Genomic DNA, 20171 nt, shown 5'->3' with positions numbered 1-20171 from the left:
TGCTTGGTTCATGCGGGTATCTCCCGTTGTGTCCGAGCGTTTCTCCGAGCCAAGGACCGTGATCGACGTGAAGGTCGGCATCCCCCGCGAAGTCAAGAACAACGAGTTCCGGGTGGCCATCACCCCTGCCGGAGTGCATGAGCTCGTCCGTCACGGCCACCAGGTCCTCGTCGAGCGGCACGCCGGTGAAGGGTCCTCCATCCCCGACGCCGAGTACGTCGCCGCCGGTGCGCAGATCCTGCCCACCGCCGACGAGGTCTGGGCCGCCGCCGACCTTCTGCTCAAGGTCAAGGAGCCGGTCGCCGAGGAGTACCACCGCCTCCGCAAGGGCCAGACGCTCTTCACGTATCTGCACCTCGCCGCCTCCCGCGCGTGCACGGACGCCCTGCTCGAGTCGGGCACGACCGCCATCGCCTACGAGACCGTCGAGACCGCGACCCGAGCGCTGCCGCTGCTCGCCCCGATGTCGGAGGTCGCCGGCCGTCTCGCCCCGCAGGTCGGCGCGTACCACCTGATGCGCTCGGTCGGTGGACGCGGTGTGCTCCCCGGCGGAGTTCCCGGCACCGGTTCGGCCAGGGCCGTCGTCATCGGTGGCGGAGTCTCCGGCTGGAACGCCACGCAGATCGCCGTCGGGCTCGGCTTCCACGTCACGCTGCTCGACAGGGACATCAACAAGCTGCGTGAGGCCGACAAGGTCTTCGGCACGAAGGTGCGGACCGTCGTCTCCAACGCCCTCGAGCTCGAGAGGGCCGTCGTGGAGGCCGACCTCGTCGTGGGTGCCGTCCTCATCCCGGGGGCGAAGGCGCCGAAGCTGGTCACCAACGAGCTCGTCGCGAAGATGAAGCCCGGAAGTGTTCTTGTCGACATTGCGATCGACCAGGGAGGCTGCTTCGAGGACTCGTATCCGACCACGCACGCCGAGCCGACCTTCACCGTGCACAACTCGGTCTTCTACTGCGTCGCGAACATGCCGGGCGCGGTGCCGAACACCTCCACCTACGCCCTCACGAACGCCACGCTGCCCTACATCCTGGAGCTCGCAAACAGGGGCTGGGCCGACGCCCTGCGTCGTGACGCCGCGTTGGCCAAGGGTCTCAACACCCATGACGGTCAGGTGGTTTACCGTGAGGTGGCCGAGGCGCACGGCCTCGACCACGTCGAGCTGAGCACGCTCCTCGGCTGAGCGGGTCAACCCTCTCCGTCAACCTCACACGTCCGGCCGGACCCCGCTCAGCGGGGTCCGGCCGGACGCGTGAGGGGCCCCGGCCCAACTCGCCGGAGACGTAACCCTCTACCCTTTTTGCACCCCCGCGAAAGGTGCGCCGCGGGCGCTCCGCGCTCTTGACAGAGGGGTGTTCGATTGCCGACACATCGGGCCGGGTCCGGCGGATTGTGTTGCTGCGAACCGGTGACACGCCATAGAGTCGCCAATCGTCGGCATGGTGCCACGCTGACCTATCGATAAGTTTCCTGGTCACATCCAAGGAGGTAAGACGACTTGTGAATGAGTCGACAATTACTCCCGGGGGTGGTCAACCAGGGATGCCTGCACGGGGTCTGAGCCCGATCGGGCTCGAAGCTGTCGGCTCCGTCGCTGTCCGCACCTTCGCCACCCACCAGCACATGACGACAGCCCCCCAGATGATGGACGGCCTACACGTGAACGCCATGGCCGGCAACGAAAGTGGCCGAGAGACCGCCCACTTCGCCGACTTCGCCGAGGTGCCCGAGGGGCACTTCTACGACCCCGATGCCGAATACGAGCCCGATCCGGAGTACGCGGCCACGCTCGCGCCCGACGCAGCCCGTCAGCGCCGTGAGCGGATCGGCCCCACCGGCCGGCCGTTGCCGTACTTCCCGATTCCCGGTCCGCTGACCGACCACGGTCCCGCGAAGATCATCGCGATGTGCAACCAGAAGGGCGGCGTGGGCAAGACCACGTCGACCATCAACCTGGGCGCCGCACTCGCGGAGTACGGCCGGCGGGTCCTGCTCGTCGACTTCGACCCGCAGGGAGCCCTGTCCGTGGGCCTCGGGGTCAACCCGATGGAGCTCGACCTCACCGTCTACAACCTGCTCATGGAGCGGGGCATGGCGGCCGACGAGGTCCTGCTGAAGACGGCCGTGCCCAACATGGACCTGCTCCCCAGCAACATCGACCTCTCGGCCGCCGAGGTGCAGCTGGTGAGCGAGGTGGCCCGGGAGTCGACGCTGCAGCGCGCCCTCAAGCCGCTGATGGCCGACTACGACTACATCGTGATCGACTGTCAGCCCTCTCTCGGCCTGCTCACCGTGAACGCCCTGACGGCGGCTCACAAGGTGATAGTCCCGCTCGAGTGCGAATTCTTCGCGCTTCGCGGTGTGGCACTGCTCACCGAGACGATCGAGAAGGTCCAGGAGCGGCTCAACCCCGAGCTGGAACTGGACGGCATCCTCGCCACCATGTACGACTCCCGCACGGTGCACAGCCGTGAGGTGCTCGCCCGCGTCGTCGAGGCCTTCGACGACCACGTCTACCACACCGTCATCGGTCGCACGGTGCGCTTCCCGGAGACCACGGTCGCCGGTGAACCCATCACCACGTACGCGTCGAACTCCGTCGGTGCCGCCGCCTACCGCCAGCTCGCCAGGGAGGTGCTCGCCCGGTGTCACGCCGAGTGAGTCTGCCGGGGGCCGACGAGTTGTTCCGTACCACCGGGGGCATGGGCCTCCAGGCCTCGTCCCCCGCAGAGCGGCGACGCAAGGCGAACGGCGAGGCGCGGGTTCCCGCACCTGCCGGAGAGGGCGATCCCGCGGCGGACACAGGCCAGGGCGGCGCACCGGGCGGCGGTGACACACCCGCACCCGCCGGGGCGTCCCGTGAGGAGCACTCCGCGGCGGACGCCGACGGCGGCGGCTCGCGCAGCCGCGCGGAAGGCGACGTCCGGGGCGCCGCTGCCCCGCCCCGCACCCGCACCACGCCCGCCCAGGAGGCGGCTCCCACCGTCCAGCCGCAGCGCGGACGCGGCGGTGGCGGGCGGGGAGCGAACCGCAGGCCCAGTGGCAGGGAACGCCACGACGAGAAGATCACCGTCTACGTGTCGGCCGAGGAACTGATGGACCTCGAGCACGCGCGCCTCGTGCTGCGCGGTGAGCACGGACTCGCCGTCGACCGCGGGCGCATCGTCCGGGAGGCCGTCGCCGTGGTGCTGGCCGACCTCGAGTCGCGTGGCGACGCGAGCATCCTCGTACGGAGACTGCGGGGCCGCTGACCGGCGCGGCGCCGGTAGCCTGCCGGGGGAGGGCCGCCGTGCGTACGGGCGGCTCCGCCCCGGGGCCACCGCCCGCCTCCCGCCGCACCCCTGGACCCCAGCACATGCCGACTGCCGACGACACGCCCCGCCCGCACCGCCGTGCCCTCGGCCGCGGGCCGGGGATACGGGCTGCGGCCGCCCCGGCGGCTCCTGAGGCTCCTGCGGCCCTCCGTGAGGCCTACACCGCCTCGTCGGCCCCGCCCGGCGCCGGGGCGGCCACAGAGGCCCCTGAGCCCGTTCCGGACGTCACCGGCCCTGCCGAGCGCCCTCCCGTCCCTCCGGACGCCCTTCCGCTCCCTGAGCCCGCGGAAGCCCGTGAGGCGGCTGCCGAGGCCGGAGCCGTGCCCGAGGCCGCCCAGGAGGCAGCCGCCGGGGCCGCAGACGACCGGCGGTTCACCGTGCGGCTCGTCAACTTCGAGGGCCCCTTCGACCTGCTCCTCCAGCTGATCTCCAAGCACAAGCTCGATGTGACCGAGGTCGCGCTGTCGAAGGTCACCGACGAGTTCATGGCGTACATCCGGGCCATGGGACCCGACTGGGACCTCGACCAGACCACCGAGTTCCTCGTCGTCGCCGCGACGCTCCTCGACCTGAAGGCCGCCCGGCTGCTCCCCACCGCCGAGGTGGAGGACGAGGCGGACCTCGCCCTCCTGGAGGCGCGGGACCTCCTCTTCGCGCGGCTGCTGCAGTACCGCGCGTACAAGCGGATCGCGGAGATCTTCAGCGACCGGCTGGAGTCCGAGTCCCGCCGCCACCCCCGTACCGTGGGGCTCGAACCCCAGCACGCCGCGCTGCTGCCCGAGGTCGTGATCAGCATCGGCCCCGAGGGGTTCGCCCGGCTCGCGGTCAAGGCTATGCAGCCGAGGCCCGAGCCGCAGGTGTACGTCGACCACATCCACGCGCCGCTGGTCAGCGTGCGCGAACAGGCGGAGATCGTGGTGGCGCGGCTGAGGGCCGAGGGCGAGATCAGCTTCCGGGTGCTCACCGAGGACGCGGCGGACACCCTCACCGTCGTCGCCCGCTTCCTGGCGCTCCTGGAGCTCTACCGGGAGAAGGCGGTCGCGCTCGACCAGGAGGAGGCGCTCGGAGACCTCGTGGTGCGCTGGGCCGGGGGCGAGGGCGCGGAACCGGTGGTCACGGACGAGTTCGACCAAGAGACGCGCGAGCCGCAGGAGGACGTACAGGAATGAGCACGGACGACGACGGGCGCGACGCCGCGGTCGCGGGGCTCGACCTCAAGCCCGCCCTGGAGGCGGTCCTCATGGTCGTCGACGAGCCCGCCACCGAGGAACACCTCGCCAAGGTCCTCCAGCGGCCCCGCCGGGCCGTCGCGGACGCGCTGCGGGAGCTGGCCGACGAGTACACCGTCCAGCGCCGGGGATTCGACCTGAGGCTCGTCGCCGGGGGCTGGCGCTTCTACACCCGCCCCGAGTACGCGGAGGCGGTCGAGGGCTTCGTCCTGGACGGCCAGCACGCCCGGCTCACCCAGGCCGCGCTGGAGACGCTCGCGGTGGTCGCGTACCGTCAGCCGGTCAGCCGGTCGAGGGTCTCGGCGGTACGCGGAGTGAACTGCGACGGCGTCATGCGGACCCTGCTCCAGAGGGGTCTCGTCGGGGAGGCGGGCGCGGAACCCGAAACAGGTGCGATCCTGTACAGGACGACGAACTACTTTCTGGAGCGCATGGGCCTGCGAGGCCTGGACGAGCTCCCGGAGCTCGCGCCCTTCCTCCCGGAGGCGGATGCGATCGAGGCTGAGACGCTAGAGGGTGTGCCGTCGTTCGATCCGGACGCACCGGACACCCCGGATACTCACGCAGACGACAAGACGGATTTTTGATGCGAAGCAGTGGCAGGAACAGCGGAAGCGGCAGCGGCGGCAACAGCGGCGGCGGCCGGAGCGGCGGCGGCAACAGCGGCGGCCGGAGCGGTGGCGGTGGCCGGAGCGGTGGCGGCGGTTGGAGCGGCGGCAGGAACAACGCCGGAACCGGCAGGAACAGCAACCCGAACCCCCGGGTCTCCGGCTCCGGGCGCGACGACAGCCAGGAGCAGCGCCCCCGCCGGCCCCGTCCCGAGGAGCGCCGCTACGACGTGGGCTCCGACAAGCCGGGCGGCGACGGAGGCCCCCGCAAGGGCCGCGGCGCGGCGGCCCGCGGCGGCGCCAAGGGCGGCCCGAAGCCGGCGCAGAACGTGAGCAAGGGCGGCCGGCGCCAGGGAGCGCCCGCTCGCCCCCGCGAGCTCGACGCCAAGATCGAGCAGCGCAACCGCGACCGGTACGCCGACAAGCCCGAGATCCGGACGCCGAAGACCCACCCGGGCGCCGAGCAGGAGGGCGAGCGTCTGCAGAAGATCCTCGCCAGGGCCGGAATGGGCTCGCGCCGGGCGTGCGAGGAACTGATCGAGCAGGCCAGGGTCGAGGTCAACGGCGAGATCGTCCTGGAGCAGGGCATGCGCGTCGACCCGCAGAAGGACGAGATCAAGGTCGACGGCCTGACCGTCGCCACCCAGTCGTACCTCTTCTTCGCGCTGAACAAGCCCGTCGGCGTCGTCTCCACCATGGGCGACCCGGACGGCCGCCAGAATCTGGGTGACTACGTCAACAACCGCGAGACGCGGCTGTTCCACGTCGGTCGGCTCGACACCGAGACCGAGGGCATCATCCTCCTCACCAACCACGGTGAGCTGGCCCACCGCCTGACGCACCCCAAGTACGGCGTGAAGAAGACCTACCTCGCCGCCATCCAGGGCCCGCTCCCGCGCGACCTCGGCAAGCGGCTCAAGGACGGCATCCAGCTGGAGGACGGGTACGCCCGCGCCGACCACTTCCGGGTCGTCGAGAACACCGGCAAGAACTACCTGGTCGAGGTCACCCTCCACGAGGGCCGCAAGCACATCGTCCGCCGGATGCTGGCCGAGGCCGGCTTCCCGGTCGACCGCCTCGTGCGGACGTCCTTCGGACCGATCCCGCTGGGCGACCAGAAGTCGGGCTGGCTGCGCCGCCTGACCAACACCGAGGTGGGCATGCTCATGCGCGAGGTCGGCCTCTAGTCACCGCCTGACCCGCAACGGCCCGCGGCCGGTTCCTCGTTCATTTTCCGAACAGGAACCGGCCGCGGGCCTTTTGCGGCCGCCGTTTCTTCTTTATAGTCAGAGTGACCATTAAGAAGGAGGCGGCGTGACGCTCGCAGACGTACTCGACCCCCTGCAACAGCCCTTGGTGACGGTCCTCGACACCCCGGTCAGCTGGACCGAGGTGCTGGGATTCGGCAGTGGTGCTCTGTGCGTCTGGCTCGTGGCCCGCCAGCACCTCGCCAACTGGCCGATCGGCATCGCCAACAACCTGTTCTTCATCCTGCTGTTCGCCCAGTCCGGTCTGTACGCCGACGCCGGCCTGCAGATCGTCTTCATCTCCCTCGCCGCGTACGGCTGGTGGACCTGGACCCACGGGGGTGGACCGGGTACATCCGTCCTGCCGGTGCGGAGCACCACCCGCACCGAATGGACCTGGCTGCTCGCGGCGGGGGCTGCGGGGACCCTCGGGCTCACCCTGCTGCTGTCACGGGCCACGGATTCGACCGTGCCGTTCTGGGACGCCCTGACCACCTCGCTGTCGCTGATGGCGACGTACGGGCAGTGCCGTAAGCGCGTCGAGTCCTGGTGGCTCTGGATCGCCGCCGACGTGGTGTACATCCCGCTGTACGCGTACAAGGAGCTCTATCTGACCTCCCTGCTGTACGCCGGATTCCTCACTCTCTGTGTCATCGGGCTGCGCAACTGGAGCCGGGACCTCGCCCCGGCGCGGCGCGAGCAGGCGGTGGTGACGGTATGAAGCGCCACGGGCACGGTCTCGTCCTCGGGAAGTTCTACCCGCCGCACGCCGGCCACCACCATCTCGTCCGCACCGCGCGTGACCGCTGCGAGCGGCTCACCGTCCTGGTCTGCGCCGCCACCGTGGAATCCGTGCCGCTCGCCGACCGGGTCGCCTGGATGAAGGAGGCCCACCCCGACGTACGGGTGGTGGGCACTGTCGACGACCACCACATGGACGTCACGGACGAGGCCGTCTGGGACGCGCACATGGAGGTCTTCACCGCCGCCGTGCCCGAGCGGGTCGACGCCGTCTTCACCTCGGAGGCGTACGGCGAGGAACTGGCCCGACGCTTCGGCGCGGAATCCGTCCTGGTCGACCCCGCCCGCACCCTCTTCCCCGTGTCGGGCACCGCGGTCCGCGCCGACCCCGTCCGCTCCTGGGACTACCTGGAACCGCCCGTACGCGCCGCGCTCGCCCGCCGGATCGTCGTCCTGGGCGCCGAGTCCACCGGCACCACGACCCTGGCCCGCGCCCTGGCCGGCCACTACCGCGGGCGCGGCGGCGTATGGGCGCAGACACGTTACGTGGCCGAGTACGGCAGGGAGTTCAGCGAGGCGAAACTCGCCGCCCTCCGCGACCGGTGGCCGGGCGCCGAGTGGGAGGACGTCACCTTCACCACCGACGACTTCCCGCTCATCGCCGAGACCCAGAACACCAGGGAGGAGGCCGCCGCCCGGGTCGGTTCCCCGGTCCTCTTCTGCGACACCGACTCCTTCGCCACCACCGTCTGGCACGAGCGCTACATCGGCGGACGCAACCCGCTCGTCGAGGAGACCGCCGACCGGGTCGCCCACCACCTCTATCTGCTCACCGGCCACGAGGGGGTCGCCTTCGAGGACGACGGACTACGCGACGGCGAGGAGCTGCGGCCCTGGATGACGGACCGCTTCCGCGCCGAACTCGTCCGGACGGGGCGGCGGTTCATCGAGATCGCAGGGACCCGCGACGAGCGCCTGCACACGGCGGTCGCCGCCGTGGACGAGCTCCTCACCGCCGGCTGGCACTTCACCGCGCCCCTGCCGGAGCGACGATGAGCACCGTCCCCGAGGGGTACGACCCCCACGCGTTCTTCCCCTTCGCCGTCACCGTCGATCTCGCCGTCTTCACCGTCCGCGAAGCACGGCTCCATGTGCTGCTCGTGGAGCGCGGCCAGGCCCCCTACAAGGGGCGCTGGGCGTTGCCCGGCGGCTTCGTCCTCCCCCGGGAGTCCGCCGAGGCGGCGGCCCGCCGCGAGCTCGCCGAGGAGACCGGTCTCACCCAGAAGTCCGTGTGCGGCTTCCACCTCGAACAGCTGCGCACCTACACCGATCCGGACCGCGACCCCAGGATGCGGGTCGTCTCCGTCGCTTACGCCGCGCTCGTGCCCGACCTCCCCGAACCACGGGGCGGCGGGGACGCGGCACACGCGCAGTGGTGGGACGCGGGCGCCACCGGGCCGCTCGCCTTCGACCACGACCGCATCCTGGCCGACGCGCACGACCGGATCGGCGCGAGGCTCGAGTATTCCTGCCTGGCCACCGCGTTCTGCCCCGCCGAGTTCACCCTCGGTGAGCTCCAGCAGGTCTACGAGACCGTATGGGGCGTCGAGCTGGACCGGCCCAATTTCCGGCGCAAGGTCCTTACCACGCCCGGATTCGTCCAGGCCGTGGACGGACCGCCGCGCCGTACCGGCGGCCGGGGGAAACCGGCCGCTCTCTACCGGGCGGGTGCCGCTACCGCCCTGCACCCGCCATTGCTGCGCCCGGAAGGACGCCCTGAAGGACGGACACCATGATCCCGACAAGAATTCTCACCAAGCAGGCGGCCACAGGCACGCTGACCGGGCTCGCGCTCGGCGACGCGCTGGGCTTCCCCACCGAGTTCAACGACGTCCCCGCGATCCTCGCGAAGTGCGGGCCCTGGCGTCAGATGCGACTGCCGAAGCCCGCGTTCGTCACCGACGACACCCAGATGACGATCGCTCTCGGGCGCGGCATCCGCACCGCCATGGACCAGGGGCTGCTCACCCCGGAGCGGATGGTGGGCCCGGTCCGGGAGGAGTTCGTCCGGTGGAACCGCTCACCCGAGAACAACCGCGCCCCCGGCCGCACCTGCCTGGAGGCGTGCGAGCTGCTGGAGGGCAACCGGGTCTGGCAGGAGGCCAGCCGTACCGGCTCCAAGGGCTGCGGCGCCAACATGCGCGTCGCACCCATCGGTCTCGTACCCGGCCTCAGTGACGAACAGCGTGCCGGGGCCGCCCAGCTCCAGGCCGCACTCACCCACGGCCATCCCACCGCCCTCGCAGCCTCCGACCTGACGGCCCGCGCGGTGTTCCTCCTCGCACAGGGGGCCGAACCGCTCGGCCTGGTCGGCCAGTTGCGCTCGTACGCCTACGAGAACCGCGGCCGCTACCTCACCCGGTGGCTCGGTGACCTGTGGCGGTACACCCACGACGCCTCACCCGAGGCGTTCATCAACCGGGGCTGGGACGAGTGCCTCACCGCGCTCGCCCGGGTCCAGGACGCTCTGCGCGACCCGTCTCCGGAGACCGACCCGTGCGAGCGGACCGGCGACGGCTGGATCGCCGAGGAGGCCCTCGCGACGGCCCTGCACTGCTTCCTGCTCTTCCCCGAGGAACCGGTCACCGCTCTGCGCAGGGCCGCCTGCACACGGGGCGACTCCGACTCCCTCGGCTGCCTCACGGGCGCCTTCGCGGGAGCACACCTGGGGGCGGGGGCCTGGCCCAAGGAGTGGTCGGAACGCGTCGAGTACCGCAGCGACCTGCTGTCGCTGGCAGCGCTCTGGGACGCCTGATCCATGCGAAGCGACACGACACTCCTGCGACAGGCCGGGCTGCCGGTCACCGACCTGGCCCCGGTGATCGCCGAGGAGCCCTGCCCCATCCTGTTCGCCACGGTCTCGGGCGCCCACCTGTACGGCTTCCCCTCGCGGGACTCGGACGTGGACCTGCGGGGGGTCCACGTCCTGCCCGCGGAGGATCTCGTCGGCCTCCGGGAGCCGGAGGAGACGCGCTCGCGGATGTGGGACCACGACGGGACCGAGATGGACCTCGTCACCCACGACCTCCGCAAGTTCGTCCGGCTCATGCTGAAGCCCAACGGCTACGTGCTGGAGCAGCTGCTGTCGCCGCTGGTGGTGCACACCACGGCCCTCCACGCGGAACTCACCGCGCTTGCCCCGGCGGTGGTGACCCGCAACCACGCCCACCACTACCGGGGTTTCGCCGGTACGCAGTGGCGGCTGTTCGAGAGGACCGGCGAACTGAAGCCGCTCCTCTACACGTTCCGCGCGCTGCTCACCGGCATCCATCTGATGCGCTCCGGCACCCTGGTGGCACATCTGCCGACCCTGCTCAACGAGGTGGCCGCGCCGGACTACCTGCCCGCGCTGATCGAGGCGAAGGCGACAGCCGAGCACGGGGCGGCGAACGAGGTCGACGGGCCGGCCGTCGCACGGGACGTCGAGGCGCTGCACACCGTGCTGCACGAGACGCAGGCCTCGTCACGGCTCGCCGAGGCGCCCTCGGGCTTCGACGACCTGCACGATCTCGTCGTCCGGGCGCGGCTGGGGGAGAGCGTCCCGTCCTGACAGGCCCCGCAGGGCTCTATCCGCCCGCCGACGCCCGCCGGGTCCGGACCAGGAACGCCTCGACGCGTTCCCGGTCGGGCTCCGGCGGCAGCGGGGAGCGCGAGACCGCCGCGTCGTTCTCCTCGGCCAGGCGCGTCATCCGGCGTTCGACCTCGGCCCACGGGACCTCTCCCCGCTTCACCGCCAGCAGGTCCTCGCGTGCGTCCCCCACCTCGATCCGCAGCTCACCCGTCCTCAGCAGGTCCCGGCAGGACGCCAGCAGACGCAGCAGATGCATGGCGTGCTTCCAGCGCGGAGCGCCGTGCGCCCGGACATCGGCCTCCAGCTTCCGCCGCTGGCCCAGCGCGTAGCGCACGAACGTCCCGTGGGCATGCCGGGACAGGAAGGCCCCGCGCAGGGCGAGGAGCTCCCGGCCCGTGGTGTCGATCCGCTCCACCAGCGGGGAGTGCAGGCACTCCAGCACATTGGGGTTCGCCCGCAGCGCCAGCTCACAGAAGCGCTCCAGCTCCCAGGAGAACTGCTCGTCGGCCGGACCCTCGACATGCGTCGGCGGTTTCGCGAAGCCCCAGAACAGCGGGGTGGGCGCGAGGAACACCCCGCGACGGTCGGTGTCGCTGCCGTCGGTGGCCAGCCCGAAGGCGCGGGAGCCCATCACACAGGAGTAGACGGTGTGCTCCCGCACGAGCCGCGCGCCTTCAGGGGTGATCATGCGCGCGAGGCTACGCGGTCTACGCGAGCCGGATGCTGTCGCCCTCGACCGTGATCCGCTCGGCGGGCAGCGGGCGTGTCGCCGGGCCGTTCTCCACGGCGCCGTCCTTGATGCCGAACCGGCTGCCGTGGCACGCGCAGTCGATCGTGCCGTCGGCGACCGTCGAGACGATGCAGCCGGCGTGGGTGCACACCGCGGAGAAGGCCTTGAACTCGCCGGCGGCCGGCTGCGTCACCACGATCTTCCGGTCCTTGAAGATCGTGCCGCCGCCGACCGGCACGTCGGCCGTACCCGTCAGCTCCGCGTCCCCGGAGGCCGGCGGCGGGGAGCTCTCGTCACCTCCGCCCTCCTCCGACGAGCCGCAGCCGGTCACCAGTGCGGCGGCTCCCGCCGCCAGGACCGTCCTTCGCCGTGCGTCCATGGCACTCCTCGCAGGGGGATCGATACATGTTGCCGATGAAAGGCATCGTGACCCCGCACGGCGCCCGGGCCGCACGACCCGCCGGGGCGTGCGCCCGACCGGGTGTCCCCGGAGCGGCACGCCCCGCCGCGTCTCACGGACAGAGCACGGTGACCGGCGCCGCCGCCGCACCTCTAGGCTGAAAGGGCACACAGCACGAGGCGACGATGGGGTACGACGTGGCGGTACGAGCAGTCCGAGGGGCCGTCCAGCTGGAGCGGGACGAAGCCGGGCACATGGATGAGCGGGTGAGCGAGCTCCTCACCGCGGTCCTGGAACGCAACCAGATCGTCGCCGACGACCTGATCAGTGTCTGGTTCACCGCCACCCCCGACCTGCACAGCGACTTCCCGGCGGCAGCCGCCCGCGGCCTCGGCATCGTCGACGTACCGCTGATCTGCGCGCAGGAACTCGACATCGACGGGGCCATGCCCCGCGTCGTCCGCGTCCTCGCGCACGTGGAGACGTATCTCTCCAAGGCAGAGATCAGCCACGTCTACCTCGGCGCCACCGGCGCCCTCCGCAAGGACATCGCCCAGTGAGAACAGCCCTCGTCATCGGAACCGGCCTGGTCGGCACCTCCGCCGCCCTCGCCCTCGCGGGACGCGGCGTCCAGGTGCACCTCGTCGACAGCGACCCGTCCTCGGCCCACACCGCCGCCGCGCTCGGCGCCGGCACCGACGAGGCCCCCGAGGGCCCCGTCGACCTGGCGGTCGTCGCCGTACCGCCCGCACACACCGCCGCCGTGCTCGCCACCGCCATGCGCGACGGCGTCGCCCGCGCCTACCTGGACGTCGCCAGCGTCAAGGGCGGGCCGCGCCGCGAGCTGGAGGCGCTCGGGGCCGACCTCACGGCGTACATCGGCACGCACCCCATGGCCGGCAAGGAGCGCTCAGGGCCCCTCGCGGCCACCGCCGACCTCTTCGAGGGCCGCCCCTGGGTCCTCACACCGACCCGGGAGACCGACACCGAGGTCCTCAACCTGGCCCTGGAACTGGTCGCGCTCTGCCGGGCCGTCCCGGTCGTCATGGACGCCGACGCCCACGACCGTGCCGTCGCCCTGGTCTCCCACACCCCGCAGCTGATCTCCTCGATGGTCGCCGCCCGGCTGGAGGAGGCCGACGAGACCGCCGTCCGCCTGTGCGGCCAGGGGATCAGGGACGTCACCCGCATCGCGGCCTCCGACCCCCGGATGTGGGTGGAGATCCTCTCCGCCAACCCCGGCCCGGTCGCCGACGTGCTGGCGGGAGTGGCCGCCGACCTGGACGGGACCGTCCGGGCGCTGCGGGGCCTGCAGTCCGCCGACGAGGACAAGCGCCGCACGGGCACCGAAGGCATCGAGGACGTCCTGCGCCGCGGAAACGCGGGCCGGGTCAGGGTTCCCGGCAAGCACGGGGCCGCCCCGGCCTCGTACGAGATCGTCGCCGTGCTCATCAGCGACCGGCCGGGCGAGCTGGCAGCGATCTTCGCCGACGCGGGGCGCGCCGGCGTCAACATCGAGGACGTCCGCATCGAGCACGCCACCGGCCAGCAGGCCGGACTGGTCCAGCTGATGGTCGAGCCGAGCGCCGCACCCGCACTGAGCGCGGCCCTCGGCGAACGAGGCTGGTCGATCCGCCCGTAGCGGGCCCGGGACGGGCCCCGGAGACAGGGGTGCAAAGCCGCTTCACGCACTCGGTAACCTTGTGGGGAGGGCGCTCCGGTCTGCCCTGCCCCGCTCCGCCCGCCCTCGTGTACCAGGAAGGTGTCCACCACCGTGGAAACCGTAAGCGCCGCCGCCCGGACAGCCCCGGCCGCAGTGATCGTCGCCATCGACGGTCCGTCCGGCACAGGCAAGTCGAGCACCTCCAAGGCCGTCGCCGCCCAGCTCGGCCTCAGCTACCTGGACACCGGCGCCCAGTACCGGGCAATCACGTGGTGGATGCTGAACAACGGCATCGACGTGCAGAACCCCGCCGAGATCGCCACCGCCGCCGCCAAGCCGGTCATCGTCTCCGGAACGGACCCGTCCGCCCCGACGATCACCGTCGACGGCGAGGACGCCTCGGGCCCGATCCGTACGCAGGAGGTCACCTCCAAGGTCAGCGCCGTCAGCGCCGTGCCCGAGGTACGCGCCCTCATCACCGAGCTGCAGCGCTCGATCGCCGAGGAGGCCGAGCGGGGCATCGTCGTCGAGGGCCGTGACATCGGCACCACCGTCCTGCCCGACGCCGACATCAAGATCTTCCTCACCGCCTCGCCGGAGGCGCGCGCCGCCCGCCGCAGCGGTGAGGTCAAGGGATCCGACCTGGCCGCCACCCGGGAGGCCCTGATCAAGCGGGACGCCGCCGACTCCGGCCGCAAGACCTCGCCGCTGGCCAAGGCCGGGGACGCCGTCGAGGTGGACACCACCGACCTGACCCTCGCGCAGGTCATCGAGTGCGTCGTCACCCTCGTCGGGGAGAAGCAGGCCGCCAAGTGACCGAAGCCACCGCCGCGCCGACGCTGCGCGGAGCGGCCGTCGGACGCGGGATCGGCATCGGGCTCATGTACGGGCTGTTCAAGCCCCGTGTGCTCGGCGCGTGGCGCGTCCCCACCACGGGACCCGTCATACTCGCGGTGAACCACGCGCACAACATCGACGGACCGATGCTGATGGGCACCGCGCCCAGGCCCGTCCACTTCCTGATCAAGAAGGAGGCGTTCGTCGGCCCCCTCGACCCGTTCCTGCGCGGAATCGGGCAGCTGAAGGTGGACCGTACGACCGTCGACCGCAACGCCATCACGCAGGCACTCGGCGTGCTGGACGACGGCGGGGTCCTCGGGATCTTTCCCGAGGGCACCAGGGGCGAAGGAGACTTCGCCTCCCTGCGTGCGGGGCTCGCGTACTTCGCGGTGCGCGGCGGGGCGCCGATCGTTCCCGTCGCGGTCCTGGGAAGCACGGAGCGCCGTGGCCGGTTGATATCGGCACTGCCTCCGCTGCGCAGCCGGGTCGACGTCGTCTTCGGCGACGCCTTCCAGGCCGGCGACGGCAGCGGGCGGCGGACCAGGAAAGCGCTGGACGAGGCGACGCTGCGCATCCAGGGTGAGCTGACCGCTCACCTGAAGAACGCCAGGCGTCTCACCGGACGCCTGTGACACTTGAGTAGTGGGCCGCGCGATCGTGGCCCATCGATGATGATGCAAAGAGGAACGGACTTCATGAACGACCAGATTCACTCCGGCGGCTCGGACCACGAGCACGGAGCACTTGGCGATGCCGAGTACGCGGAGTTCATGGAGCTCGCCGCGCAGGAGGGGTTCGACCTCGAGGACGTCGAGGGCGCGATCGGTGAGGCCGGTCACGGGCCGCTTCCCGTGCTCGCCGTCGTCGGCCGCCCGAACGTGGGCAAGTCGACCCTGGTGAACCGCATCCTCGGCCGCCGCGAGGCCGTCGTCCAGGACAAGCCGGGCGTCACCCGTGACCGGGTGACCTACGAGGCCGAATGGGCCGGCCGCCGCTTCAAGCTCGTCGACACCGGCGGCTGGGAGCAGGACGTCCTGGGCCTCGACGCCTCCGTCGCCGCCCAGGCGGAGTACGCGATCTCCACCGCCGACGCGGTCGTCTTCGTGGTCGACGCCACCGTCGGCGCGACCGACACCGACGAGGCCGTCGTCAAGCTGCTGCGCCGGGCCAAGAAGCCCGTCGTCCTCTGTGCCAACAAGGTCGACGGACAGAGCGGTGAGGCCGACGCCACCGCGCTCTGGTCGCTCGGTCTCGGCCAGCCCCACCCGGTCTCCTCCCTGCACGGCCGCGGCACCGGCGACATGCTCGACGCCGTGCTGGAAGCGCTGCCCGAGGCCCCGGCCCAGACGTTCGGCAACGCGCTCGGAGGACCGCGCCGCATCGCGCTCATCGGGCGTCCGAACGTCGGCAAGTCATCGCTGCTGAACAAGGTCGCCAACGAGGACCGCGTCGTCGTCAACGAGCTCGCCGGCACCACCCGTGACCCGGTCGACGAGCTGATCGAGCTCGGCGGCATCACCTGGAAGTTCATCGACACGGCCGGCATCCGCCGGAAGGTCCACCTCCAGGAGGGCGCGGACTACTACGCCTCGCTGCGTACCGCCGCCGCCGTGGAGAAGGCCGAGGTCGCCGTCATCCTGATCGACTCCAGCGAGTCGATCAGCGTCCAGGACCAGCGCATCGTCACCATGGCCGTGGAAGCCGGCCGTGCGATCGTCATCGCCTTCAACAAGTGGGACACCCTCGACGAGGAGCGCCGCTACTACCTGGAGCGCGAGATCGACACGGAGCTCGCGCAGGTCGCCTGGGCTCCGCGCGTCAACGTGTCGGCCGTGACCGGCCGGCACATGGAGAAGCTGGTCCCGGCGATCGAGACCGCGATCGAGGGCTGGGAGACCCGTGTCCCCACCGGCAGGCTGAACGCCTTCCTCGGTGAGATCGTCGCTTCCCACCCGCACCCGGTGCGCGGTGGCAAGCAGCCCCGCATCCTCTTCGGCACCCAGGCGGGCATCAAGCCTCCGCGCTTCGTGCTCTTCTCGTCCGGCTTCCTGGAGCACGGCTACCGCCGCTTCGTCGAGCGCCGCCTGCGAGAGGAGTTCGGCTTCGAGGGCACGCCGCTGCACATCTCGGTGCGGGTGCGTGAGAAGCGCGGCCGCAAGAAGTAGCCGACGACACGGCGAAGCCCCGGACCCCCCGCGCGGAGCGGGGGGTCCGGGGCTTCGCCGTGTCCCTCAGGCGTCCGTGGACCCGGGCGGCAGTGCCGCGGGCCGGGCACGCCCGGCGTGCCGTCCGACCCGCTGCCAGGAACCCGGGTTGCCGCCGGCCGAGCCATGGCTTCCCTGCGCGTTCGCCGCCGTACGGCCGCCCAGCGGTGCACGGCTGCCGAACATCCCGATGCCGAACGTTCTGAAGCCGAGATTCTCCTCACCGGTGCGATCCCCGGGAAGCGCCCTGAACGATCGCCTGTACTCGGAGTACAGCGCGTCGTAGATCGGGGTGGGGGACCTGCCGCCCGAGGGCTCCTGCGACGGGCGCATGGCCGGAATCGGGGTCTGCTGCTGGCGAGGAGGGTCGTATGAGTGCACGTAGGTGCCAACGACCTCACCGCCCGTCGGATGCGGGCCTGGCGGAGAAATCGCTGTTCGGCGGGCAGGGGAGGGCTCTACGGCCACGCTCAGGTCCCGGCGAGCGGCATCGTCGCGGCGACCAGGAGGCCGTTGACCGCGGCCTTGTCCAGCGCGTCACGGAGCAGGTCCTCGCGCGGCTGCTGGCCGATGGACCCGGCGGGCGCGGCGAAGACCAGCACGCTCTGCGACTTGTTGGCGGCCGTCCGCCAGCCCTCGGTGACCTGGAGCGGCTGATGGGCCTGCCACCAGGCCACCGGGCTGCCACCGCCGGCGCCCGGCTGAAGCACGGCGTGCAGCTGGCCCATGGCGAGGAGGACCGACCAGCCGGGGAGGACACCGGGCAGCCGGCTCAGGTGGGGCGTGGGCAGGAAACCCTGCTCCAGCAGGAGCTGGAGGAACTGGTCGCCGCCGCTGCCGTCCGTGCCGGGCCGGGCGATCGGCCCGGTCGGTTCGACGACCAGGGCCGGGCGGAGGTCGTCCTCGATCAGGACGAGACCGCTGGTGATGCCGAGGACGGCCTGTTCGGGCATGAGACCCTCCGGATTCTGTGGCTCGCTGCCGGTGATGGACCGCACGGCGCCCTGGAGCTGGTCCTCCGCTACCTGTACGACCTGCGAGGGGATGCAGGTCGCATGGGCGAAGGCGAGCACGGCGGTCTCGTCGCCCACGAAGAGCACCGTGCTGGTGCGCTCCTGGTCGGAGTCGCCGGGGGTGCGGCACGAGGTGCAGTCGTAACTGCCTGGGGCACTGTCGCCGACGAGCAGCCGGTCGGCTTCGGCATCGCCGATCTCGGCGCGTACGTCCTCGCTGACGTCGAGCATGCGCGGCACGGGTGGCTCCTCGAACTCGGTGCGTGGGCCGGGCGGTTCCCGGCTCATGAAGAGACAACGGAAGACCCGGGGCCGGGGTCACGCGCGAAAACGGAGATTAAGCGCCGGAACCGGCAGGCCGATGAACAGGCAGATCGCGCATGTGATCCGGAGTCAAATATTCCGCGTACGGCCCTTCAGAGCACGGATGTTCGTTCGAAACGTCACGGGTGTGTGCGACTCCTGTGCGAATGCTGTGCCGCCTCCTGACGCCACGTAAGGTCCGTTGCGGACCAGTCGAACAGGGGAAACGACTACGTAATGCACATTTCATTTCTGCTCCACAACGCGTACGGCATCGGGGGAACGATCCGTACCACCTTCACTCTCGCCACGACCTTGGCGGAGCAGCACGACGTCGAGATCGTCTCCGTCTTCCGGCACCGCGACGACCCGAAGCTCGGCGCGCCCTCCGGGGTCCGGATGAGCCATCTCGTCGACCTGCGGAAGTCGAGCCCGGGGTACGAGGGGAAGGCCGCGGACCATGCGCGGCCCGCATCGGTGTTCCCGCGCGGGGACACCCGGCACGGCCAGTACAGCAGGCTCACCGACAGCCGTATCGCAGCCCGCCTGGGCGCGCTGGACGCCGATGTCGTCGTCGGTACGCGCCCCGGGCTCAACGTGCACATCAGCCGGCAGGCGCGGCGCGGCCCGGTGCGTGTGGGCCAGGAGCACCTCACGCTCGAGAGCCATGGCTACCGGCTCCGCCGGGAGATAAGCCACCGGTACGCGCTGCTCGACGCCGTCACGACCGTCACCGAGGCCGACGCGCGGGACTACCGCGCCAGGCTGCGGCTGCCCGGCGTACGGATCGAGGCGATCCCGAACAGCGTGCCTGAGCCCGAGGGGCCGCCGGCCGACTGCGAAGCCAAGTGGATCGTCGCGGCGGGGCGGCTGCACCGGGTCAAGCGCTACGACGTACTGATCCGGGCCTTCGCCGAGGTCGCGGCGGCGCGGCCGGAGTGGCGTCTTCGGATCTACGGCGCCGGTGACGCGTCGGGCGACGAGCAGCAGCCCCTGCGGGCGCTCGTCGACGAGCTCGGACTCCGGGAGCGGGTGTTCCTCATGGGGTCGGTCGACCCGATGGAGGCGGAGTGGCCCAAGAGCTCCATCGCCGCCGTCACATCCGAGCGGGAGTCGTTCGGCATGACCATCGTGGAGGCGATGCGCTGCGGGGTGCCGGTCGTGGCGACCGACTGCCCCCACGGGCCAGCCGAGATCATCACGGACGGCAAGGACGGGCGGCTGGTGCCGCCGGGGGACACCGGCGCGTTCGCGAAGGCCCTGACCGGCCTGATCGACGACGACGCGACGCGGCGCCGTATGGGCGGTGCCGCGCGGGTCTCCGCGGCGCGGTTCGATCCGGCGCCGATCGCGGAGCGGCACGAGAGGCTCTTCACCGAGCTCGTCGCGCGGGGTGGGGGAGCGAGGTCGCGGAGCGTGCTGCGCGACGCGGTCCAGCGCTCCAGGGGCGGCGTGCTGGACGGAGCGTATGCGCTCCGTTACAAGGCGGCGGAGGTGATCCGCAAGGGGCGGGCCTGAGACGGGGCGCCCGGACACGCCGTCCGGGCGCCGCATCCCGGACCGTTGTATTCCGCATGCGTGCCGGCGGGGGGCTCTCCGGCAGGGGCCCCGCAAGCGGAGGGCCGGGGGAAAGTAAGCCCGGCGTAAGGGCGGGTGAATTCCAGGTGGCGTGCTCGTATATTCGTTTTTTAGAGAACCCGGGAAAGGGATCGCCCGCGGTGTCCACCCGCCCGTTATTCTCTCCCGCCGGCCCTTGGAGAGGATTTCCGTAGCTGACGCACAATTCCGTTCGCTTACCCTCCGACTGCCCGTTCGGGTGAAGTGGCCCCGAGTAAACGCCTGTGGGGATGCTGTGACACAAGCGTGACCGCCGAGGTACACGGGGATGCGTGGACGCCCGTTCCCGCCACGGCTTCCGCAGTGGCGTGCGGCCGCCTACGGTGAGAGGTATGGCACCTCTACCGACCCCTCCCGCCCAGCCGGACGACACCCCCGAGGCATATGTGGGCCTCGATGCCGAGACCGCCGAACGGCAGGCCAGAGCGCGCGGCTGGAGCACGGTCCGTGCCCTTCCGCCGGGCACCGTCATCACCATGGAGTTCCGTGGCGGTCGCATCAACTTCGAGGTGGACGCCTCGACCGTGACCCGCTGCTGGGTCGGCTGAACCGGCCCGGAAGGGCGGACGGCACGGACGGTCGAAGGCGGCCGGCGAAGGCACGGACGAGCGAAGGCCCCGACGAGCGAAGG

22 protein-coding genes are annotated in these 20171 nt (G+C 71.3%); 18 read left to right on the top strand and 4 right to left on the bottom strand.

The window, feature by feature from the left end:
- The first annotated feature begins 67 nt into the window (after positions 1-67).
- The 11 genes from ald to HED23_RS23425 all read left to right on the top strand — a co-directional run bounded on the left by ald (position 68) and on the right by HED23_RS23425 (position 10749).
- Positions 68-1183 (top strand): alanine dehydrogenase, encoded by a 1116-nt coding sequence (gene ald, locus HED23_RS23475; protein ID WP_203187607.1) that lies wholly within the window; start codon positions 68-70, stop codon positions 1181-1183.
- 359 nt (positions 1184-1542) lie between these two features.
- Positions 1543-2661: a ParA family protein gene (locus HED23_RS23470; RefSeq protein ID WP_073751114.1), complete on the top strand. Its 1119-nt coding sequence runs from the start codon at positions 1543-1545 to the stop codon at positions 2659-2661.
- Positions 2646-3251, top strand: a complete 606-nt coding sequence (locus tag HED23_RS23465; protein WP_238442087.1) for a hypothetical protein — start codon at positions 2646-2648, stop codon at positions 3249-3251. Before HED23_RS23470 ends, HED23_RS23465 begins: the two co-directional genes overlap by 16 nt.
- Positions 3252-3355: 104 nt before the next feature.
- Positions 3356-4483: a segregation and condensation protein A gene (locus HED23_RS23460; RefSeq protein ID WP_203185360.1), complete on the top strand. Its 1128-nt coding sequence runs from the start codon at positions 3356-3358 to the stop codon at positions 4481-4483.
- On the top strand, positions 4480-5130 hold the full coding sequence (gene scpB, locus HED23_RS23455; RefSeq protein ID WP_203185359.1) for an SMC-Scp complex subunit ScpB: 651 nt from the start codon (positions 4480-4482) through the stop codon (positions 5128-5130). The genes HED23_RS23460 and scpB overlap by 4 nt, the downstream gene beginning before the upstream one ends.
- The gene (locus tag HED23_RS23450) at positions 5130-6338 is read left to right on the top strand and encodes a pseudouridine synthase (RefSeq protein WP_203185358.1); all 1209 of its coding nucleotides are present in this window, start codon (positions 5130-5132) and stop codon (positions 6336-6338) included. The genes scpB and HED23_RS23450 overlap by 1 nt, the downstream gene beginning before the upstream one ends.
- A 127-nt stretch (positions 6339-6465) precedes the next feature.
- Positions 6466-7119: a nicotinamide riboside transporter PnuC gene (gene pnuC / locus HED23_RS23445; protein WP_203185357.1), complete on the top strand. Its 654-nt coding sequence runs from the start codon at positions 6466-6468 to the stop codon at positions 7117-7119.
- Positions 7116-8195 carry an AAA family ATPase gene (locus HED23_RS23440; protein WP_203185356.1) on the top strand — a complete coding sequence of 360 codons (1080 nt, stop codon included), beginning with the start codon at positions 7116-7118 and terminating at the stop codon, positions 8193-8195. Before pnuC ends, HED23_RS23440 begins: the two co-directional genes overlap by 4 nt.
- Positions 8192-8935 (top strand): NUDIX hydrolase, encoded by a 744-nt coding sequence (locus tag HED23_RS23435; protein ID WP_203185355.1) that lies wholly within the window; start codon positions 8192-8194, stop codon positions 8933-8935. The genes HED23_RS23440 and HED23_RS23435 overlap by 4 nt, the downstream gene beginning before the upstream one ends.
- On the top strand, positions 8932-9954 hold the full coding sequence (locus HED23_RS23430) for an ADP-ribosylglycohydrolase family protein (RefSeq protein ID WP_203185354.1): 1023 nt from the start codon (positions 8932-8934) through the stop codon (positions 9952-9954). Before HED23_RS23435 ends, HED23_RS23430 begins: the two co-directional genes overlap by 4 nt.
- Before the next feature lie 3 nt (positions 9955-9957).
- Entirely contained in the window at positions 9958-10749 is a 792-nt protein-coding gene (locus HED23_RS23425) for a DNA polymerase beta superfamily protein (RefSeq protein ID WP_203185353.1), read from the top strand.
- A gap of 16 nt (positions 10750-10765) precedes the next feature.
- On the opposite strand, the gene HED23_RS23420 is transcribed toward HED23_RS23425, so the two are convergent.
- Together HED23_RS23420 and HED23_RS23415 are read right to left on the bottom strand one after the other, a co-directional pair.
- Positions 10766-11458, bottom strand: coding sequence for a DNA polymerase beta superfamily protein (locus HED23_RS23420; RefSeq protein WP_203185352.1), 693 nt, complete (start codon positions 11456-11458; stop codon positions 10766-10768).
- A gap of 19 nt (positions 11459-11477) precedes the next feature.
- Positions 11478-11879, bottom strand: a complete 402-nt coding sequence (locus HED23_RS23415) for a Rieske (2Fe-2S) protein (protein ID WP_203185351.1) — start codon at positions 11877-11879, stop codon at positions 11478-11480.
- A 218-nt stretch (positions 11880-12097) separates the two neighbouring features.
- Here HED23_RS23415 and aroH point away from each other — a divergent pair, with 218 nt between their 5' ends.
- The 5 genes from aroH to der all read left to right on the top strand — a co-directional run bounded on the left by aroH (position 12098) and on the right by der (position 16568).
- On the top strand, positions 12098-12460 hold the full coding sequence (gene aroH, locus HED23_RS23410; protein ID WP_203185350.1) for a chorismate mutase: 363 nt from the start codon (positions 12098-12100) through the stop codon (positions 12458-12460).
- Positions 12457-13542, top strand: coding sequence for a prephenate dehydrogenase (locus tag HED23_RS23405; RefSeq protein ID WP_203185349.1), 1086 nt, complete (start codon positions 12457-12459; stop codon positions 13540-13542). Before aroH ends, HED23_RS23405 begins: the two co-directional genes overlap by 4 nt.
- Before the next feature lie 120 nt (positions 13543-13662).
- Positions 13663-14379: a (d)CMP kinase gene (cmk, locus tag HED23_RS23400; RefSeq protein WP_203185348.1), complete on the top strand. Its 717-nt coding sequence runs from the start codon at positions 13663-13665 to the stop codon at positions 14377-14379.
- On the top strand, positions 14376-15035 hold the full coding sequence (locus HED23_RS23395) for a lysophospholipid acyltransferase family protein (RefSeq protein WP_203185347.1): 660 nt from the start codon (positions 14376-14378) through the stop codon (positions 15033-15035). Before cmk ends, HED23_RS23395 begins: the two co-directional genes overlap by 4 nt.
- A 63-nt stretch (positions 15036-15098) precedes the next feature.
- A complete protein-coding gene (gene der, locus HED23_RS23390) occupies positions 15099-16568 on the top strand; it encodes a ribosome biogenesis GTPase Der (RefSeq protein ID WP_203185346.1) in 1470 nt (489 codons plus the stop codon).
- A gap of 66 nt (positions 16569-16634) precedes the next feature.
- Here the strand turns inward: der and HED23_RS23385 are convergent, their stop codons facing one another.
- On the bottom strand, positions 16635-16940 hold the full coding sequence (locus HED23_RS23385; RefSeq protein ID WP_203185345.1) for a hypothetical protein: 306 nt from the start codon (positions 16938-16940) through the stop codon (positions 16635-16637).
- A 137-nt stretch (positions 16941-17077) separates the two neighbouring features.
- Positions 17078-17860: a hypothetical protein gene (locus HED23_RS23380; RefSeq protein WP_203185344.1), complete on the bottom strand. Its 783-nt coding sequence runs from the start codon at positions 17858-17860 to the stop codon at positions 17078-17080.
- A 300-nt stretch (positions 17861-18160) separates the two neighbouring features.
- Here HED23_RS23380 and HED23_RS23375 point away from each other — a divergent pair, with 300 nt between their 5' ends.
- Both HED23_RS23375 and HED23_RS23370 read left to right on the top strand, forming a co-directional pair.
- Complete coding sequence (locus HED23_RS23375; protein ID WP_203185343.1) at positions 18161-19441, top strand: glycosyltransferase family 4 protein; 1281 nt, start codon at positions 18161-18163, stop codon at positions 19439-19441.
- A 431-nt stretch (positions 19442-19872) separates the two neighbouring features.
- Entirely contained in the window at positions 19873-20088 is a 216-nt protein-coding gene (locus tag HED23_RS23370) for an I78 family peptidase inhibitor (protein ID WP_203185342.1), read from the top strand.
- Positions 20089-20171 lie beyond the last annotated feature (83 nt).

Source organism: Streptomyces pratensis (assembly GCF_016804005.1).
In the GTDB taxonomy this organism is placed as follows: Bacteria; Actinomycetota; Actinomycetes; order Streptomycetales; family Streptomycetaceae; genus Streptomyces; species Streptomyces pratensis_A.
This window is presented reverse-complemented; position numbering and strand designations above follow the sequence as displayed.